General features: G+C 58.1%; 16 protein-coding genes and 5 pseudogenes. 2 read left to right on the top strand and 19 right to left on the bottom strand.

The features are described from left to right. Positions 1-5: 5 nt before the first annotated feature. The 11 genes and pseudogenes from ACYQ47_RS16650 to parS all read right to left on the bottom strand — a co-directional run bounded on the left by ACYQ47_RS16650 (position 6) and on the right by parS (position 8,043). Positions 6-851 carry an MFS transporter gene (locus ACYQ47_RS16650; protein WP_459906055.1) on the bottom strand — a complete coding sequence of 282 codons (846 nt, stop codon included), beginning with the start codon at positions 849-851 and terminating at the stop codon, positions 6-8. Next, the gene (locus tag ACYQ47_RS16645; RefSeq protein ID WP_459906054.1) at positions 782-1,102 is read right to left on the bottom strand and encodes a hypothetical protein; all 321 of its coding nucleotides are present in this window, start codon (positions 1,100-1,102) and stop codon (positions 782-784) included. Before ACYQ47_RS16645 ends, ACYQ47_RS16650 begins: the two co-directional genes overlap by 70 nt. A gap of 42 nt (positions 1,103-1,144) precedes the next feature. Then, the gene (locus ACYQ47_RS16640) at positions 1,145-2,695 is read right to left on the bottom strand and encodes an acetolactate synthase large subunit (RefSeq protein ID WP_459906053.1); all 1,551 of its coding nucleotides are present in this window, start codon (positions 2,693-2,695) and stop codon (positions 1,145-1,147) included. After that, positions 2,695-3,552, bottom strand: a pseudogene (locus ACYQ47_RS16635) (HpcH/HpaI aldolase family protein). The gene ACYQ47_RS16640 and the pseudogene ACYQ47_RS16635 overlap by 1 nt, the downstream one beginning before the upstream one ends. An 11-nt stretch (positions 3,553-3,563) precedes the next feature. Further along, complete coding sequence (locus tag ACYQ47_RS16630) at positions 3,564-4,010, bottom strand: amidohydrolase family protein (RefSeq protein WP_459906052.1); 447 nt, start codon at positions 4,008-4,010, stop codon at positions 3,564-3,566. Next, complete coding sequence (locus ACYQ47_RS16625; RefSeq protein WP_459906051.1) at positions 3,995-4,411, bottom strand: amidohydrolase family protein; 417 nt, start codon at positions 4,409-4,411, stop codon at positions 3,995-3,997. The genes ACYQ47_RS16630 and ACYQ47_RS16625 overlap by 16 nt, the downstream gene beginning before the upstream one ends. 19 nt (positions 4,412-4,430) lie before the next feature. Beyond that, complete coding sequence (locus ACYQ47_RS16620) at positions 4,431-5,456, bottom strand: amidohydrolase family protein (RefSeq protein WP_459906050.1); 1,026 nt, start codon at positions 5,454-5,456, stop codon at positions 4,431-4,433. Between the two features lie 21 nt (positions 5,457-5,477). Next, positions 5,478-5,732, bottom strand: a complete 255-nt coding sequence (locus ACYQ47_RS16615) for a hypothetical protein (protein WP_459906049.1) — start codon at positions 5,730-5,732, stop codon at positions 5,478-5,480. A 730-nt stretch (positions 5,733-6,462) separates the two neighbouring features. Then, positions 6,463-6,957, bottom strand: coding sequence for a ProQ/FinO family protein (locus ACYQ47_RS16610; protein ID WP_459906048.1), 495 nt, complete (start codon positions 6,955-6,957; stop codon positions 6,463-6,465). A 169-nt stretch (positions 6,958-7,126) separates the two neighbouring features. Beyond that, positions 7,127-7,606 (bottom strand): RES family NAD+ phosphorylase, encoded by a 480-nt coding sequence (locus tag ACYQ47_RS16605; RefSeq protein WP_459906047.1) that lies wholly within the window; start codon positions 7,604-7,606, stop codon positions 7,127-7,129. Next, positions 7,603-8,043 carry a type II RES/Xre toxin-antitoxin system antitoxin gene (gene parS / locus ACYQ47_RS16600; protein WP_459906046.1) on the bottom strand — a complete coding sequence of 147 codons (441 nt, stop codon included), beginning with the start codon at positions 8,041-8,043 and terminating at the stop codon, positions 7,603-7,605. The genes ACYQ47_RS16605 and parS overlap by 4 nt, the downstream gene beginning before the upstream one ends. A 163-nt stretch (positions 8,044-8,206) precedes the next feature. On the opposite strand from parS, the gene ACYQ47_RS16595 reads away from it, so the two are divergent. Next, positions 8,207-8,482: a hypothetical protein gene (locus tag ACYQ47_RS16595; RefSeq protein ID WP_459906045.1), complete on the top strand. Its 276-nt coding sequence runs from the start codon at positions 8,207-8,209 to the stop codon at positions 8,480-8,482. Between the two features lie 676 nt (positions 8,483-9,158). On the opposite strand, the pseudogene ACYQ47_RS16590 reads toward ACYQ47_RS16595, so the two are convergent. Beyond that, a pseudogene (locus ACYQ47_RS16590) lies at positions 9,159-9,336 on the bottom strand (helix-turn-helix domain-containing protein); the annotation flags it as partial. A gap of 106 nt (positions 9,337-9,442) precedes the next feature. Continuing rightward, positions 9,443-9,756 (bottom strand): annotated as a pseudogene (locus ACYQ47_RS16585) (integrase core domain-containing protein); the annotation flags it as partial. A gap of 184 nt (positions 9,757-9,940) precedes the next feature. Here ACYQ47_RS16585 and ACYQ47_RS16580 point away from each other — a divergent pair. Next, positions 9,941-10,378 (top strand): annotated as a pseudogene (locus ACYQ47_RS16580) (transposase); the annotation flags it as partial. 218 nt (positions 10,379-10,596) lie between these two features. Here ACYQ47_RS16580 and ACYQ47_RS16575 read toward each other — a convergent pair. The 6 genes and pseudogenes from ACYQ47_RS16575 to ACYQ47_RS16550 form a co-directional block, all read right to left on the bottom strand. After that, positions 10,597-10,725, bottom strand: a pseudogene (locus ACYQ47_RS16575) (IS3 family transposase); the annotation flags it as partial. Positions 10,726-10,874: 149 nt separating this feature from the next. Beyond that, positions 10,875-12,506 carry a hypothetical protein gene (locus ACYQ47_RS16570; RefSeq protein WP_459906043.1) on the bottom strand — a complete coding sequence of 544 codons (1,632 nt, stop codon included), beginning with the start codon at positions 12,504-12,506 and terminating at the stop codon, positions 10,875-10,877. Between the two features lie 190 nt (positions 12,507-12,696). Further along, positions 12,697-14,448 carry a prolyl oligopeptidase family serine peptidase gene (locus ACYQ47_RS16565; protein ID WP_459906042.1) on the bottom strand — a complete coding sequence of 584 codons (1,752 nt, stop codon included), beginning with the start codon at positions 14,446-14,448 and terminating at the stop codon, positions 12,697-12,699. 137 nt (positions 14,449-14,585) lie between these two features. Then, complete coding sequence (locus ACYQ47_RS16560) at positions 14,586-15,572, bottom strand: hypothetical protein (RefSeq protein ID WP_459906041.1); 987 nt, start codon at positions 15,570-15,572, stop codon at positions 14,586-14,588. A gap of 243 nt (positions 15,573-15,815) precedes the next feature. Further along, positions 15,816-17,651, bottom strand: a complete 1,836-nt coding sequence (locus ACYQ47_RS16555) for a hypothetical protein (RefSeq protein WP_459906040.1) — start codon at positions 17,649-17,651, stop codon at positions 15,816-15,818. Between the two features lie 168 nt (positions 17,652-17,819). Further along, positions 17,820-18,716: a phosphate ABC transporter substrate-binding protein gene (locus ACYQ47_RS16550; protein WP_459906039.1), complete on the bottom strand. Its 897-nt coding sequence runs from the start codon at positions 18,714-18,716 to the stop codon at positions 17,820-17,822. Between the last annotated feature and the right edge of the window lie 30 nt (positions 18,717-18,746).

Here is an 18,746-nt window from a genome sequence, read left to right as displayed (position 1 = left end):
TGCGTTCAATGCAGCGCGTCGCGCGTGGCGAGCGGCTTGAACAGGCGGCTCCACGCGAGGCTCACGAGTATCGTCGCGACGCCGCCCGCGACCACTGACCCGATCACGCCCAATCCTGTCGCCGTGACGCCGGATTCGAACTCGCCGAGCTGATTGCTTGCACCGATGAACAGCGTATTCACCGCCGTCACGCGACCGCGCATGCGATCCGGTGTTTCCAGCTGGATGAGCGTCTGCCGCACGACCACGCTGATGGTGTCGGCACCGCCCGAGACGGCCAGCAGGATGAGCGACAACGGAAACCATGTCGACAGCCCGAAGCCGACTATGGCAACGCCATAGACGCCCACCGCACCCAGCAGCTTCTTGCCGACACCGCTGGCAATGGATCGTCGTGACAGGAATACGCCGACACACAATGCGCCGACGGCGGGCGCCGAGCGCAGCAAGCCGAGGCCTTGCGGTCCCACATGCAGGACTTGCCGCGCATAGACCGGCAGCAACGCGGTAGCGCCGCCGAACAGCACGGCGAAGAGATCGAGCGAAATGGCGCCGAGCAGAAGCTTGTGGCTCCAGATGAAACGCAAGCCTGCAAGGATCGAATCGGCGGTGACGGGTTCACGCGGCGGCGGCGTGTAGTCATAGCGCACGAAGCTGTACAGCAGTGCGCTGAAGCAGAACAGCGCCGCACTGGTTAGATACACCGTGACCACGCTGACAGCGAACAGCACGCCGCCCAGCGCCGGCCCGGCGATGACGCAGGTCTGCTGGACCACGGTGCTCAGCGCCATCGAACGGGCGAGGAGTTTGGGCGGCACGAGCATCGGCAAAAGCGCCTGCTGGCCTGCCATCTGGAATGGCCGGATGGCGCCGAGGCAAGCGACAGCGCCAGCAGCGCGTCACGCGTGACATGGTGCGTGGAGGTGGCCGCCGTCAGCAGCGCTGCCGCAACGGCTTGCAGAGCGAGACACGCGGCGACCATCCGTCCGCGATGCAGGCGGTCCGCGCAATGACCGGCGACGAGCGTCGTGGCGAGCCCCGGAGCGAACTGGAACAGGCCAACGAGCCCGAGGTCCCACGTTCTCGATGTCAGGTCGTGCATGGTGTGTGCTCTTTCGTTGCTTGTACCGTGCTTGTGATGGATTCAGAGGCGCACTTCGATCAGGCAAGGTCCGTCCGCGTGCGTCGAATCGGTCAAGGCCTTGTGGAAGCCCTCGGCCGTCTCGACCGCCACCGCCGGCACGCCCATGCTCTTCGCCATCGCCAGCCAGTCGATACGCGGCTTGTCGATGTCGATCATCGACAGTGCCCGCTCACCCGGCGCACCCGCACCCATGTTCGCGTACTCTGCCTTGAGAATCGCGTAGCTGTTGTTGGCGAAGATGATCGTCGTGACGTTCAGGCTTTCGCGTGCCTGCGTCCACAGCGACTGGATGGTGTACATCGCGCTGCCGTCGCCGACCATGCAGAACACGCGGCGTTCGGGGCACGCCAGCGAAGCGCCGGTGGCTACCGGCGTCGCATAGCCGATCGAGCCGCCCATGTTGTTGATGAGATCGTGCGGACGCGCGCCCATCGTGAGGTTCATCGACTCGCGCCCGGTCGTCAACGATTCATCCACGACGATGCAATGCTCCGGCAAGGCTGCCGCCAACGCATGCGCGATGCTGGCCGGATTGAGCGCGCCCGTGGGAGCCGGCGTTTCGATGCGCGCCTGCAGCAACGGCGCCGTGCCGGATGCACCGAGTGCCTGCAACAGCATGTCGAACGCAAGCTCGCTGTCTTCATCGCCGTCGACGAGCGCATGCACTAGCGTGCCTTCGGGCTTGAGCAAACTCGACTTTTCCGGATACGCGAAGAACGCTACCGGCTCGCGTGTCTCCACCGTGATGATGTGCTGGAAGTCCTTGAGGAAGGCCGTGGCCTGCGCGACCGCATAGGGAATGCGCGCGAGCGGCACGCGCCCCGCGCCGCGCTCGATGCGCGCCGTGAAGAACTGCGACCCCAGCACCGCGCCGGTCGCGGCGGCGACACGGCCTGCCTTCTCCAGCGCCACGCCGCGCGTCGCCCTGTTCGCGAGCACGATCAGCGCGGGTTCGCCAGAACGCAGCACGCGCGCAATGTGTTCGATGCGTTGCGCCGATGGCGTCTTGCGGCCCGCCGCACGCGCGGGCAACGCTTGCGGCACGGCGCTGGTCTGCTGCCAGGACGTGTCGCCTGGAAGAATCAATGTTGCGATCTGCCCCGGATGCTCGCTTGCCTTCGCAACCGCCTGCGTGGCGTCCCATGCGATGGTGTCCGTGGATTCGGCACGGCGCACCCAGTGACTCAACGGCCGCGCGAGCCCTTCGATATCCGAGGTCAGCGGCGGGTCGTACTTGAGATGCGACACCGAATGCTCGCCGACTACATTGACCATGCCCGAGGACGCACGCTTCGCGTTGTGGATGTTCGCAAGCCCGTTCGCGAGACCCGGTCCGAGATGCAGCAACGTGGACGCGGGCGTGTCCTTCATGCGATACCAGCCATCGGCGGCGCCCGTGGCCACGCCTTCGAACAGGCACAGCACGCTGCGCATGCGCGGGTTGTTGCCGAGCGCGGCAAGGAAGTGCATCTCCGAGGTGCCCGGATTCGCGAAACAGATATCGACGCCCTGATCAACCAGCGTCGCGACGAGACTTTCGGCGCCGTTCATCAGTAACCTGCCAGTTCGCGTGCGAGACCGACGACGCCATACGTGCGTGCCGGCGCGGACATCAGGAAGCGATAGCCTTCTTCCTGCAAGCGGCGATGATTCTTCGCGGTTACGTGCGGATTGCCGACGACCACGTTGTGCTTGTGACAGGTCTCGGCGATCTGACGCATCGCGGCGACCACTTCCGGATGTTCATACTGACGCGGCAGCCCCAACTCCTAGCTCAAGTCGCCCTCGCCGATCAGAATAAAACCGATGCCCGGCACGTTGGCAAGGATATCGTCGAGGTTCTCAATAGCCTGCGTGCTTTCGCACATCAGGCCCACGAGGATCTCGCCTTGCGGCGCGAGCGGCCAGACATCGGCCTTCTCGTAGTATTGCTGCAGCGACAAGCCCCAATAGCGCGCAGCATTCGCGGGACCATCGCCGCGCACGCCCTTCGGTTCGTACAACGGCGCGTTCTTCGGGCGTGCGTACCGGCACGAGGCCACGGCGTTATAGGCCTGCTCGACCGTCGCCACGTGCGGCCAGATCACGCCATATGCGCCGCGGTCCAGCACCTGCTTGGCGAAGCTCTGGTTCATTTCCACGCCGTTGGCGGGAATGCGCGCCAGCGGCGTTACCTTCGGCGCAACCGAGCCGGAATCGGCGATCTGCTTGCGACTCAACATGTACTGGAAGGCATCGCCGAGCGCGGTCACGTCGTACGGGTTGTGCTCCATCTCGAAGACGATGCCGTCATAAGGCGAATCGCTCATTTCGATGGCGGTCTGCTTGTCGAGCTTCGCAAACGCCGCGTGCGCGGCCTTGCCCGATTCGAAAGCGCGGATAATGCTGTTCAGGCGAGTGTCTGACATGATGGTCTCCGTTATTTGCTTAATGCCGGATAGAGCTTCTGCGCGGTCTTGCCCAAGATCCATGCGCGATCTTCTTCGCTGAGGCACGCGAGCCTTTGCTGGGCCGTTGCGAGAATCTCGCCGAGCGTGCCGGGCGAAGTCGGGAAGTTCGAACCCCACGCGAGGCGTTGCGCGCCGAATGCCTCGACCACGCGCGAAAAGAACGTTTCCGCGCTGGCCTTCTCCTTCTTCACGTCGCCGAAGATGCGCGGCGTGAGCTTCATGTACACGTTCGACAGATCGCGCAGCGCGAACAGTCCCGCAGCGTTTGCATAGGGCGGGCCGTCGAGCACATCGGGCCGCGCGAGGTGATCGAGCATGATGTTCACGCCGGGAAACTTCTCCGCGAGCATGCGCACTTGCGGCAGTCCGACCGGACCCGTCTGGATGCACATCGGCAGCTTCAGTTCGGCGAGCATCTCCCACGCCTTGAACGACTCCGGATATCGAGTTCGCTCGGGTCGAAGTCCTTGATGGAACCGCCCGTGAAGATGCGCAGGCCCTCAAGACCTTTATCGGCCCAGCCCTTGATGACGGCGGCTACATCGTCGGCCAGCATGTCGACGGAACCCACCGCGATGAGTCGGTCCTTGTACTGCTTGCAACCGTCCACTACGTAGCTGTTGTCGAAACCATAGGTCGTCGACGAGTGCACGACGGCGGCCTTCGCGACGCCTGCCTGATCCATCGCCGCGATCAGCGCTTCCACGGTGTTCGGCTGTTCCTGCGACCAGGCCGAGCGCTTGCCGAACAGCGGCGCCGGCGGATAGCGCTTCTCGTCGTCCGAGATGATGTGCGGATGAATGTCGATGATGTTCATGTCTGCCTTCCTCGTCCGGTCACAGGCCGCGCGCCTTGAGCTGGTGGTCCAGGCGCGGATAGACGCGGCGTGCGTTGCCTTCGAAGATCGCGTGGCGGTCCGCGTCGCTGAGCGCTTCGCAGGCGTCGATATAGCGCTTCGTATCGTCGAAGTACTCGCCCGTGTTCGGATCGCGTCCGCGCACCGCGCCGATCATCTCCGAACCGAACATGACGTTGCTCGTCGGCACGACCTTGGTCAGCAGTTCCACGCCGGGATGGTGATAGACGCAGGTATCGAAGAAAATGTTGTTCAACAGACCTTCGAGCGGACGCTTAGCGATCTCCAGCGACATGCCGCGATAACGTCCCCAGTGATACGGCACCGCACCGCCGCCATGCGGAATGACCAGGCGCAGCGTCGGGAAGTCCTTGAACACACCGCCTTGCAGCAACTGCATGAACACCGAGGTATCCGCGTTCAGATAGTGCGCGCCCGTGCCGTGATGGCACGGATTGCACGAGGCCGCGACGTGGATCATGGCGGGCACGTCGAGATCGCACAGCGCCTCATAGACCGGATACCATTCGCGGTCCGTCATCGGCTTGCCGGTCCAGTAGCCGCCGCTCGGATCCGGATTCAGATTGCAGCCGACGAAGCCCATCTCCTCGACACAACGGCGCAACTCAGGAACCGAGTTCTTCGGCGGCGCTTTCGGCGATTGCGGCAGCTGGCACACCGGCGCGAAGTTCTCCGGGTACAGGTCGCATACTCGCCGCACCAGATTGTTCGATACCTCGGCCCATTCGAGGCTCGTGCGCTCGTTGCCCAGGTGATGGCTCATGAGGCCCGCGATGGGCGAGAACAGCGTGAGGTCGCCGCCGCGTTCCTGTTGCAGACGCAGTTGACCGTTGCCGACGCCTTCGCGGATCTCGTCGTCGGACACATGCGCGCCGGAGAGCGGCGGCGCGTTGGCGGGGTCGTCGGCGGCAGCGATCTGCTTGGCGCGCCAGTCGCGGAAAGATGCGGGAACGGTCGTGAAGTGACCGTGACAGTCGATGATCATGTTCTTGGCATTACGTGTGGTTTAGACGCGGGGATCGACGAACAGCTCGTTCATGGACATGCGGCGCGGCGTCAGGCCTTGCTTGAACGCGGTCGCTTCGAGCGCTTCGATGGTCTTGCGGTTTTCTTCCATGCCATACGGCAGCGGATCGCGACCGACGATCTTCTGTAGCGCGATGTACTTCTGGTTCTTTCTGTCCGTCAGTTCGCCCACGTTGAGTTTGACGAGCCAGTCCTGCTTTGCCTTGTCGAAGGCGTTATAGGGCGACTTCGACACATAAGAATACTAGGCCAGCACCGAGTCCTTGACGACGATGGTACCGTGCATCAGGTACACGCCAGTGCGGGCGCGCATGGCGAGTTTAAGATGGATTTTCTTGGTCACTTGGGTCTCCTGCAAGGACTGATCGTGCGAGTTGTGCTCGAGTCGGTGCCGACATGATCTTTCGAGAGGCCCTGCTCCGTCTATTGAATAAAGAAGCGAAGGGCTTAACCAATCGGTAAAGAGCGGCGTGCCCGTCTTAGAAGCGAGATATGGTCAAGTCTGGTGAACCGCCTCGGGAATCGTGGAGTCTGGTTCGTTTAACTTGATGCCAGCACAGCGATGGGATTGCTGAATTGCCGGTAGTAGTTTGCCTCAGCTTCGGCGGGCGGGATATAGCCGAAAGGTTCCATTAGCCGATGATGGTTGAACCAGGCTATCCAAGCGTTAGACGCCGCGGATCATTGATCGTCGAGCACTTTCGACATTCTGACCGGTTTGGACAAGCCACCAGCCAGACAGATCTGAATGTCCGGTGTTAGGCAACCTGGCCGTCTGTTGTGGGTTTGGAAGCGAGCGTCCAACCGTGTCCTGCGATGACCTGATCGCATATTCCGGGACTCGAAATATAAAGTCGACGGATCTAGAAAGCTTTCTAGCAGTCATCAATAAGGACTGCACATGAAAACCCGTCAACGATAATTATGTCAAATACGATCTGCGGTTGAGCCTGTCTTCTTGTCGGTCAACGCGGCCGACCATGTCGATTGTTCGCAATTTGCGCTTGCCTGCGCGCGAGCCGAGCCTTCTCCTGACTTGCGCCGTACTCCGCTTCAGCAGCGGATACAACGCCGGTGATTGCGCCGGTGAGATCCACGCGCATATTGCCTTCGACGAGACAGGTCCAATAGCGTTGGCCACGGCACCAGAGCTTGACGCCATTACGAGCGTCTCGCTCGCTCAGCGCAAGCGAAGCCGCTTGGACAAGCACATCCTTGAGAATTCCAACCTTGAGAGGAACCTTTGGTGCGGGACTGCACGGAAAGGCGTGCGGAAAATGTCGTTGCAGCGTAGTGACTGCGCGCGTGGCCGCGTCAGCAGATGTTCCCGGACGCTTCGGCGGCTGCTTAATTTCCCTTTCGACGCCTACTGGCGCCGACGTCCGGCCCGATGCGGCCTTTTTGCCCTTCGCGTCCTGGTTCTGCTGCGCCTTAAGCGCAACGAGCTGTTCGAATCCCATGGTGCATGCCTGCAATCAGTCGCCAGATTTTACCAGTCGCCTTCAAACGTCGCCGTTCAGCGCCCGTGGCGATTCTCCAAGGCGGCAGTGCCGAACGCGGCCGCAACTCTAGCTCAAACCCGTTTGCGAAAAACAAAATGAGTGCCGGTCGCGCGGCGACGACACGTTGTCATACGTCGTTTCGAGCGGCCCGCCGCAACAACCGCGGATCAGTTTCCCATTCATCGCGGGCCCCAATCGCGATTTGCGCGAAGTCTGGATGACTGGGGTTGAGCACATAGTTAGTTTCGGCCGGGACGACCGCGCTCGGCACCGCAAGCACCGCGCTCGTTCGCTTCTGCGCCCACATAGCACCAATCTGTTGCAGCTCGGTCCTTGCACTGAGCTCTCTCCAGTCGGGCGGCAAATTCGCAGCATCGACGCGCTCGATCAAGGTCTCAGGAATGCGCGCCGGGATCATCACATACCGGGCCCGCAGCGGTGAGTCCTGCACGAGCATCTCGAGGAGCGCAAGCGATTGTGTCTGTGCTGTATATACGAGCGCGACCCCTTTCGGGTTCCACCGCCCACCATAGAGGCGCGCACCTTCGCCGGAAAAGGCGCTATCAGCATACCGCTCTGTCACTACCCGCCATGCCGTCAAGTTCATGCAAAAACACCATGCTCGATGCGCCCAAGCGTATCCATCACGCTATCGGCGCCAATGTCCGTATCGAGAAGACTGAGCGGAGTAGCATCGCCTAGTGCCGCTGCTGGCGCCTTGAGCCACGCGATCGCCAGATCGAGATCTTCGAATACTTCCGCCGCGCGCGCCGCGACACGCGCGAGTCGTAGTAACTTGGCCGACTCCTCGCGGCTGAAGACGCCTTCGCGCTTGCGCCGCGCCAAGGTGCGCTCGGGAATATCGAGCGCCTGCGCCAATTCTGACTGCGAAATCGCGATGGATTTGAGCATTGAGTCGAGCGCCTGGGAGGAGATGCCGTGACGGACGATATCCACCCATTCGAGGCCCGACCGCGGTGCGCGGGGCAAGACCGAGCGTCCGCCCAACAACGAATCCGCCGAAATTTTGTCGATGACGGTCATAGCGCCTCCTGCCATTTGGCATCTATATTACACCAAATTGGCAGCGTCGGCCGCTGGCGCACTTTCGCCGCTCAGAACGAGTTGACCGAGGCCGCGTGCAATCCGTAGGTATGGTGATTGCGTGGCAGCCCTCGCTGTGCCGACAACTTTTGGGAGACTGGAAATGGACACGACCGAGGCGAAAGGAATGTTGAAGGAGGCAACAGGCAAGGTACAGGAGGCCATCGGCGGCGGTGCCGGCGACGCGATGAGTCAAATCAAAGGTAGAGTCGGGCAAGTCGCCGGGACCACTCAAGAGTTCGCGGGCTGCACGGTGGACATGGTTCGAGATCAGACCGGCGAAAATCCGCTGGCCGTGCTGGGCATCGTTGCGGTCTCGAGCTTTTTGCTAAGTCTGTTGATCGGCGGTGCAGGCGCGTCGAAACAATTATTTCGGTGAGGGCCCTCGCTCACGCATTGATTGAGTCAAAGGGGTGGCGCGGCGCTCGCCTCGCGAGTACAGTCCGCATGCTCGCTGTTTGAACTATGCCATGCAACCGAACGGCCTACGCGCGACGCAGTTTGGGTCATCAACCGATCGTGACCGTCCGTGAGGCTCCTCTGTGTTCGCCGAACCCGAAGATGCACCAATTGGCTGTTGCTAGAGGAAACATCTAGGACGACCCTCTCTTCTCATTCTAGTCTGTGTGACGGTTTCTCGGAACACCACTAGCCTGCCAATCCGATCGCGTCCGCATCTTACGTTTGGGAATGCGAACGATCACGCTACTTATGTAAAATTAATCTACACCGTCTGATGCGTTGGGACGACCTGTACTTGCAACCTTCTACGGTCTACTCGTCATCGGGCGCAAGCGCTGCGATACTGGCAGCTCTCACCGCTCTTCCGCCGGCCAGAAGGCCTGCCACATGGAAACCTTGTGGAGGCGCGGTGCCGGACTGGTAGTTGAGGCAGGCGTCGCGCCTGTTTTTCCTCCTTGGCAACGCCGTTCTACCATGTGGCTGCCGCGACGCGATGCGCATTTACTGCTTCCGCTAGCTGGACTGTTCACCCCTTGCCGCGACGCGGATATACGATGCCGCCCGAAAAGCGTGGAAACTGAATGCCGTCGACAGCGTCCGATACGCCGAGCGATTTTGCGTACTCCAAGGCCTTGGGCAGAAAGCAATGCTATCCATTCTTGCTCAGCGAACGACAAGTATCGACCAGCGATAACTTTCGACATGGATAGTGGCATTCCGCCACGATAGCGGAAACCAGCGTGAGCCCACCGCTTGAGATGCGCCTACCGCCGGCGAGTACATCGTAAATCGCTGCTCGCCCTGTCAACGGACATAACCGCTTGACACTTCGCACAATGCAACACTACCTTGACCTGCCTGATTTCTTCGGCCCATTTCAGTCTTGAAGAATGGCCTCGGTTGCTTCAATTGAACAACACCGCTGCTTGAACGCTTGAACTCGTTGAGTGCTAGATAGGCCAAGCTTGAATGTGGTCGAATGGCATTGTAGTGGCGCCGCCATTGCTCGATGACGACCTTGGCTCCGACGCGCGTTCGAAACCATTCCAGGCCGAGGCATTCGTCGCGGAACTTGCCGTTGAAGCTTTCATCGGCACCGTTCTGCCGTGGCTTGCCGGGATCGCTTAGTGCCATATCCATGCCGTTCTGCGCCGCCCACTTCAGGATGGCGCGCGAGACGAATTCCGGCCCGTAGTACATGCAGAATGCCAGCCATCGGTGTAAGGAGCATCCTCCGGATTGTCTGTTCACCACCGGAGAGAACGAAATGGCTGAGGAACTCCCCTTGAATCTGGTTGCAATTGATGTCGGTCGCTACTGGAATGCTGTGCTGATCGAACCAGCAGGAGGCAAGAAGCAACGCTTCCGGATGGCACTTCCCGGAATTGGTTCGGTGATCGCCATGACGATACTCGCCGAGGCTGGCGATATGCGTCGCTTTGGCCACCACCGGCAATTCCTGAAGTACTGCGGATTTGACCTTGCAAAAACGCAGTCGGGCGTGCAACGCGGGCGCGAGCAGCTTTCAAAACGAGGAAATGCGCGCTTGCGCCTGGCATTCTGGCTTGCTGGTGTAGTTGCCGTTCGCATGAGAGAGAACTCGTTTCGCTCGAAATACGAACGCTATATCCGCGCTGATCCGGGGAACGCTGACCTGAGGCGCAAAGCGCTGACGGCCGTCGCCGCCAAGATGGCGCGGGTGGCCTACAGTATGATCAAGAGGAACCAGCCGTATCGGCAATTCTTCGAATTCGGGTTACCCAGTAGATCGATCCCTCTCTCGGCTGCCGTAGGGGCGCAGACGACCCCGTAGACAATGCTCGGACCTTCCGCTGGGGCTTCTATGCTGTTTTAGGTACGGTGAAGATCACGCGCGTGCGCGATGAATCTTGTGTCCACTATGGTCAGCAAGTCCCCCCGATTATGCGGAAGACCACTGGTTGATTGCTCTTTGTAATCGCGGCGAACGGCATCGGCCGCGCGCCCGGATGCGCTTTACCTGTTTTGGCTGTTCTGCTTGACAGTTAGTACGTTGTCCGAGCGCAGGTAGCGTGGCGCGCCATGGAGGCTGATGAACTGTGACAGCACTTCGATCACCCGGACCGAGCGAATTGACCCCGCCACATCGATGGCAAGGCATTCGCGCGTGTATTCGTCGATCTAGCCAGCGCAAAAACGTGGGCATCGACTCGTGTCAAGGATACAGGTTTTTGCCCACCCCCTAGTACCTACCAGTACGGCTGGCTTGCAAGCCCAATCCATGTGAGTTGGTCGGCCTCCTCCTTCTTCCTTTGGCCGTTTCGATAACCTTATTGTGTGGCCTGGATGTTCGAAACTGTCACAGGGATCGTCGCGGTGTTTGCTGCATTATCAGTGACGATAAAGGTATATGTTCCATTCGCGCTCACCGAGTACGTCGTATTCGACCCTTGCACGATAGAGCCGCTCGGCGTAGTGATGGCCGCGACACCGCTCAGATCGTCGTAAGCTGAGACGGTTATCGTTACGGGCCCGGTCGTTTTAGCGGTTGTCGATAACGAGGTTATCGCGGCGGGCGGAACCGTATCAGTGGTGGTCAGGCCCACGAAGCCGTTCAAGAGCTTTAGAGAGGTGGTTACCAGCTCCTCTGCACCGCCTTCGGAAAATCCTGTCTTTTGCGCTTCAACAGTCAATGGCGCCGTATAAGCCGCCGCGTGCGGCATGTATTTCGAATCACCGGCGAGAAAGGAGTCGAGCATCACGTGGGCAAATCCCAACTTTGCAGCTGCGGCCTGCACCTGTTGCTCGGTCACGGCATCGATCTCGGGTTTGAATCCAATAAATGCAGAATCGCCGAAACGGATGGCATCCACTTGCAGCTCCGTTAGCGCGTCGCCCGCCAGATCCGGCCATTGAAATGTCGTGACATCGTAGGAAATTGCCGGGTTGGCTTGTTTAGCGGAGATGTTCTTTGCGATCGAGATGGCGTCGTTACCCATCTGCGTGCCGAGGGTCATCATTTGTTGGTTGATGTAATCCATGCCGACCAAGTTAAAAAAGTCAACATTGTCTGCCACTTTCCCATTCCCGCTATCGACAGCACGGTAAGCGTCGTACTTAGGAATTTGATCGCCGCTTGCACCCATTAGGAACAATGCCGGTGCACCAAATTCCTTCTCCATCATATTGCACGCAACACCGGGTACATCGGAGGAAATTTGCCGCACTCCCGCAGCCTGCCCCGCATTATCGATCGCGGTCGGCTTGATCCCATAGCTAAGGATGAATCCAATCGGCTTGCCGGACGACTCAGAGTTGACTCTAAGAATGGTCATATTTTTGTTAGACGCAAGCGTGCCGCTCAAGCCGATGTGGTATTTGCCGTCCGACATCAGGACATTTCGGTTCACGTTCACATCGCTCGTGCCTGTACCAAATCCCGCTGTGGCCGGTTGGAAAGAAGCTTGCGCTTGTTTCGCGGCTGTCGTGATCGCGGTCTGCAGCGCACCCATCCATACGTTCTTCAGAGCAGCATCACTCGGTTCATGCGGGGTAGTAATGGTGTGGTTCGAATGCACCCATATATTGTTTTTAGGTGTGCCAGTGTATTGACTGACGACCTCTTTGACGAGTGCGACTCCATCTGCATCAGTTCTAACCAGTTCCAGGGAAACTATTGCAACCTTGTTATTCGTCTCGAGAACCATCACTCGGGCATGGGGGTTGTCATGTATCGTCCCGCCAAAGCCTTCAATTGCGCTTGGATTCGCGAACATCGTGCTCGGAAAGACGATTTCCGCGGCGCCCGCTCCCACGCCCAGCTTGCTGGAAGTTAGAGACGAGTTGGTTTGGGGTGCCGTGTCCGTATGATCGCCGCCACCACAGCCGACGAACCCGACTCCGAAAAGAGCGCTCGCGGCGGCCGAGATCGTGTATCGTTTAACTAACCTAAATGAATTCATGGAGTCTCCGTTCTATTTTCACGCCCGCCTAGCGTTCATAACTTGCGATCAGCGCCGCTCAGCAAACGTGACAAGACCGGGTATGTGTCAATAATCCGGAGTTGATTGTTGGCGATGATTCAATTAGCAAATGGCAGCATTCAAATCCTAGATAGGAGAACGCTGCCTAAACTCAGAACGTAATTGCAATCTAGTACTGAACGCTGCTATAACCGTTCGTCCCCTGCCCAGTCGAGTAAAGACCATTCAAGGGCAGTTTGCCGCGAGCATCCTCCGTTTGCTTGGTTTGACTGAGAAGCCAATTGTAGCTATCGGTAATATTATTGGCGTAAACCCAAGTCAACTTATGGCTGCCGTTAGCCAATGCGTTCCAGTAGATCCCCAACTTGTTAGGCGTCGCCAATAAAGCGTCAAGCGATGCATTCTGCTGCGCCTGGGTGGTCGTCGTCGGATCCCAGGTCACATAAGGGATGGTTACGCCAGTATATTTACTGAGGATCGTCTGAGTTTCATTCCAGTAGCCGGTGGCTCTGGGATCGCCAGTCATGTTAGTCGCGAGAACGTTATCGTCGGAAATCGCGTAGTACCAATTCTGCCATTCGGGATTGGTTATGATTTTTCCGTCAGTCGGATACGTAAAGGTTTTACTATAGTTGTTGCCCCATTGTGAGGCGATCGCCCAAATTCCGGCGAAGTAATTATCTCGCATGGAAGCCATGTACAACGTCTGCATCCCGCCCATGGATTGCCCGGATCCGTAGATACGATTGGAATCGATGTTATACTGGGAGACGATCGAATCGAGAAGCTGCCATACTGCAGGAATATATTCGTTGCCCGACAGATTATCGGCAACATCCTGGCCTGAGTTAGGTATCTGGGGAATGACGACGATCAGACCGCCATAACCCTGCGCCTTGGCAAGCCCTTGGACCCGATCTGAAGCATAGTTGGCGGCTTCCTGAGCTTCTGTCAGGCTGTCCAAAGGATCATCGCCCAGACCACCAGCGTCTGGGGTGTGCAATACAACCATGTACTTCTTGCTCGGGTCATAATCAGCCGGGACAAAGAGGCTGTATTTCAAACTGACGTTATGGTACTTGCCATCGTACTCGCTAAAGCAGTTAGTGGCTTGAAATGGGGCACCTGCAACCATAGACAATATTGTCGCATTTGGGTATGTAGTCTTAACGCCATTCGGTGACGTACCCGTATAAGATGCCAAGAGATCGTCCGTGTACAGTTTGTACCCGGAAAGGTCCTTAAGGGTATAAGTTGTTTCATCTAGAACCGTGTCAAGATAGACAGAGTTATTACTGCCGTCCGGCGCAAAATTATAATAATAGTCCGAGACGTAATTTCCTTTTATTGTTGTGCCAGGGCTGATGACTTGATTTTCGCTTACGGTGATCGCCGCTTTCTGTTTTACGCCGCCTGCCACACCTGCTCTCCATGAAGGGACTGTGTTCGCCAGAAGATAATTGGTGTTCAGTTCGATGACGACGTAATTGCCGCTAGCACTACCCGTATGATTGGTCGAGTCAATCGTCGGCGTCGAGCTCACGTAAACGTATGTAGGGGCGCCCGGCGTCCCCGTTTGGTTCGCAAATGCCGGGTACGGCCCGTTCAAACCGTTTCTGGTGGCGGCTGCGGAATCGTCGTAAGTCTGTGCGAGGTTCGCATAGCTGTATGCATCGTATGTATTTAAGTTTACGGTGCCTGCTTTCAGCGTGTTGTTATATTTGATGACGATTGCTTGGGTCTTAGGACCATCAAGGTCAACAAAGTCGATCGTTGAAACGCTCGCAATCGCGTTGTCAGCGCTCGTAGTCGTGACGGTTGGCGCGGTGCTGGCATCCCCCCCACAACCGGCGAGTCCCAAGCCGAACGCCATCGATGCGGCGAGAGCGCCGTATGTCTTGCCACTTAAAATGACTTTCATTGCTTGTCTCCAATTATAGGCTGACCGCCTTCTTGCGAGTTCATAGCGAACAAAAGAATGCGGTTGGCTGCACAAAGTACCAACTTCAACGATCATCCGGAACCGTCAAGCGTAAAGATGGGCTTCACCGCTGGCGCTCAAAAATGAACTTCTGCAACGAACATCGGTAGCGACGTAATCGTGCTAACAGCCGCATTCGTCGGTGTTCCGTACATGTGATACCAATATTCATATCCGACACCCGCATAGACGACGCGGGGATGACCTGCGAACGAACCAAGGTCTGCAAGGAGAGAAGCCCGCGTGAGAAACTCTGTTTTTGTCTCAACACCGAATCCGTCTTTGCCTTTGGGACCGGTGACGCTCGCGAAGCCCCGGAAGATCAAAGGAACTGGCCCGACTCTGAACGGGAAGAGCCATGAGCTTTCAACGTGCCACGCGGTACGGAAACGAATGTCGACGCCCGTAATGCCGTTATGGTTGCTTTCCGTTCGGATCCCGGGCGTGATGTTCCAGAATCCCCGCGGTACCGCGAATTCGATCGTGGGGCCAAACACGAGCATCCGGGCACGCTGGGCATAAGCATCGTTTTTTACGCCGAACTCGTACCCGGCCGTGAATCCGAAATCACGAATTGGACCTAGTCCAACAGATCGACCGAGAATTTTCTCAGCACTCAGTTCGACACGACCAACGCTATAGATTTCTTGCGCTCCGCCCGACGAAGGGCCTCCGGCTTCCGGATTCGCCGAATTGGAGACTAGATAATCAACATTAAAGGCGTAACTGCCGAATCTGAATCCACCGATGGTCGTTAGATACCCGATGTTTTGTACTACGCTGCCGGGGACGCCGGGATAATGGAAGTCGCTGCCGAAGCGGTAGCCGATATACGTGTCATTCCAGGAAACAGGCGGTGCCCCGGGCGTCTCTCCGGACTTTATGCTAGGTGCGCTCAGAGGCGCGGCTATGCCATTAGGCTGTAGCGGAACGGTCTCTTTTGCGGGTGTGGGGACGGATTCATTGGGGGCCGTGTCAACCTGTGCGAGACTAACCTCGCTGAGACAGCAAAGGCTTGCCGCGACCAAGGTCGATCCGACCGATTTTTTAGAAACCTTCTTCATGTCTCCGCCTTAATATTTTTTGAGATACTGTTAGATAATTACATTAGGTATCCAGACCAAAAATACCCGATGTTGTCGTTGGAACCATTGGACGAACGTCACATTCGCTTGCACTTTTGCGTGCTCATCCGGGCGCAATCGGATCCTGCTGGCGCGCGTGCAGAGACGAACGGAAAGCTAGTTCCATGAATCAGCATCGATGTCGTGGCTCATCAATCGCACGACATCGATTCAACAGGGCGATCAGTGGTTGGGGATATATAAGGGCATCGCTTCTTCCCACAGCGTGTCCGTGATTGAGTGCTGGTCGGAGCCGTCAGCGTTCATCACCCAGTTCTGTCCGTCGGGTTGGAAGCTGTTGTCGTAGAGAGCAAGCTCATCCCTGAAACCATAAGTACCCGAGCTGTAGGCAATGCGGCCGTCCCAGGTCCAGACTGCGTGGCCCTGATTCGATCCATCCGAAGTCAGACGGGCCAGACCTGTGCCATCCGGTTTGACGGTGAACACGTCATAGTTGAATTTGTTAAGATCGCTCGGATTCACCTGTTTCCGTGTGAACACGATCCGACTACCATCGGGCGACCATCCCGGAAGATTGTCGGGCTCGCTCGTGAGGACCGTAGTCTCATGCGTTTCCAGATCTAGAATGCGTAGCCCCTGCACCTTCGGGCTCCATACGCGGTAGACGATCTTTCTTCCATCCGGCGAATAGCTCGGGTAGCCCGCGTTGATGGAACCATCCGTCAGAATCTCGGGATGGCTATTCATGCTGCCGTCGGCCTTGATTCGTGCAATTCGGCCGGGTCCCGCACCTCGCGTGAAGAACCAGTCGCCAATCCCAAAGGCTACCCACTCGCGATCCGGCGACCACGTAGGCTGGAATGCGCCAGCCAATCCCTTCTTGATCATGTCCGCATCCAGACCGCTCGTCGATGCATCGTAAATGCGCGTATAGCCGGTGAAATCGGGATTGACGACGGCGATCGAAGAATTCAGGGCTTTTTCCGTGTACACCAACTTCTTCCGATCTTGCGAAAGTTGCGGGAACACGTCGGTGTATTCGTAGTTCCAGTCTTTGTCGAAGCTGAACAGCGGCGTGCCGTTCGCGTGAGCCGGACGAAAGCTCACTTTCTCGTACACGACCTTGGTTCCATCGGCCGAGTAGTGCGGCGAGCGGATTCCCGAATTGGCCGTCGAGCGGAACGTTCCTGCCGTCGTATAGATGCCTTCTTTTTCGCCGCCCTTGACGTGATATGCCACATTCGTCGGCCCGACGAACTGCGGGAACACCTTGAAGCCCGGAGACGATGTGAGCGCCGCCTTCTCTAGATTCGCCACGTCCACCGAGACGATCTGTGAGCTAACCGAATTAATGCCTTCCGGGCGATGCGCGCCCCACGTAGATTCCGCCGGCGTCTCATAGAAAACCACGTGCTTGCCGTCTGGCGACCAAGCGGGCGATCCGTCGTCAAAGCCGGGATTGCTGGCGATTTTCTTCCATCCCGAGCCGTTAGGCTTGATGAGGTAGACGCTGCTTTCCTGCGTGCGCTCCCAGCCCACAGGAAGATTGTGTCCACGCCAGTCGGAGCCGATATCGGACGACAACGCTAACCACGCCCCGTCAGGCGACCATGAAGGCCGGAAAAAGCTGTGGGGCTTGTCTGCGTCGAACTTTATCGAGCCGGTGACGTTTTTAAGCGCTCCGGTTGCGATGTTCAAGGTCCACACGTTCGTGGTACCGAAATCTGCCTTCCCTCGGCGTGACGACACGAACGCAATCACATTCAGGTCGGTCGGCGAAAATTCGGCGGCGTCATCGACAGCGATGTGATCGGTGAGGCGCTGCAAGTCCGTACCGTCCGTTTTAACGCGATAGAGATTCGATTCGCCGAGCCCGTCGCGTTCGGACGTGAAAACGATCCACTTTCCGTCCGGAGAGAAGGATGCGTGGTAATCGAATCCCGAAGTGGGAATGAGTTTATGCTCGTCGGTTCCGTCTGCATTGGCCACGTACAATTCGGACGTCACAGGTCCGACGCGGTTAAGCAACATCGTTCCACTCGATGCGGCATTCGCCATGACCGGAACCAAAATGCAGGCGCCTCCGTAGGTTAGACAGGCTAGCAGCTTCCTGACGCAGGGATATGAATACACAGACAGTCTCCGATTGTTCTCGTTCTGAGGCGGTGTTTTTGGCACCTCATGAGCGTGCACATCGCCACCCATGGCGACGCTTGATTCATGCGATCACTTCAGCGCGGCCGTCACATCGTCGAATAGCTCATCCACCAATAGGCGATGGGGAATGATCTTCTGATCCAGCGCCCAGTCGATCGCCAGTTGCAGGCCCTTGCGGTTCTCTTCGACGCCAATGGGCGGAAATACGGCTGGAATGCCGCCTTCTGTCAGCGCACGGCTCTCAACGATCATTCGATACAGTTCGCGAATAATGTCGGGACGCCGCCTGGACAGATCCTTGTGAACAACGAACATGTGGTTGATCGGTACAACGCCTTCGCGCGCGAACCAATCCTTGGCCGCGTTCTGGGCATCAGGCACAAGCGTGCGAACACGCGGGTCTTTCGGCATGTCCTCTCCGAGGAGTGCCGCGCTCAGCTCACCGTCTAGCATCATCTGCGGAATTGACGATCCGACGGGCAGACGCACACAGTTCTCCGGATCGAGATATTCGGCGAGATGGCCGTCGCCGAGTGTCATCCACGTTACTCTGTCGAGATCGACGCCATATTCGTGCCGCAGAATGCCGCGAATCCAGAGCGCCGTGGTTTGCGTGTAGGTGCGCACGCCGACCTTCTTCCCCTCGATGTCCCTCGGATCCAAGGGACCGAAGTCGATGTTGTACCCCGCGCAGTGATGCTGGAAGCGGCCCGAGATCGGCGTTGGCAGCAGCACGTAGGGCTTACCGTAGGCCTTGGCCTGCAGGAAAGTAACAATCGCTAGTTCGCCCGCGTCGAACGCATTCTCGCGCACCATCGCCTTGAAGCCGTTATGCGCCGGGGTGGGGCCGCAATAGTCCAAATTGACAAGTTCCGAACTCACGCGCCCGTCCTTCATCGCTTTCGTGACCGGATAGGTAGCGAGGTTCGTGCGTAGCACAGGCTTTTTGCTTTGCGTCGTTCCCATGGTGTTTTGTCCTTTCGCTCTAAATTTGGA

The sequence above is a fragment of the Caballeronia sp. HLA56 genome, from assembly GCF_054655155.1.
This window is presented reverse-complemented; position numbering and strand designations above follow the sequence as displayed.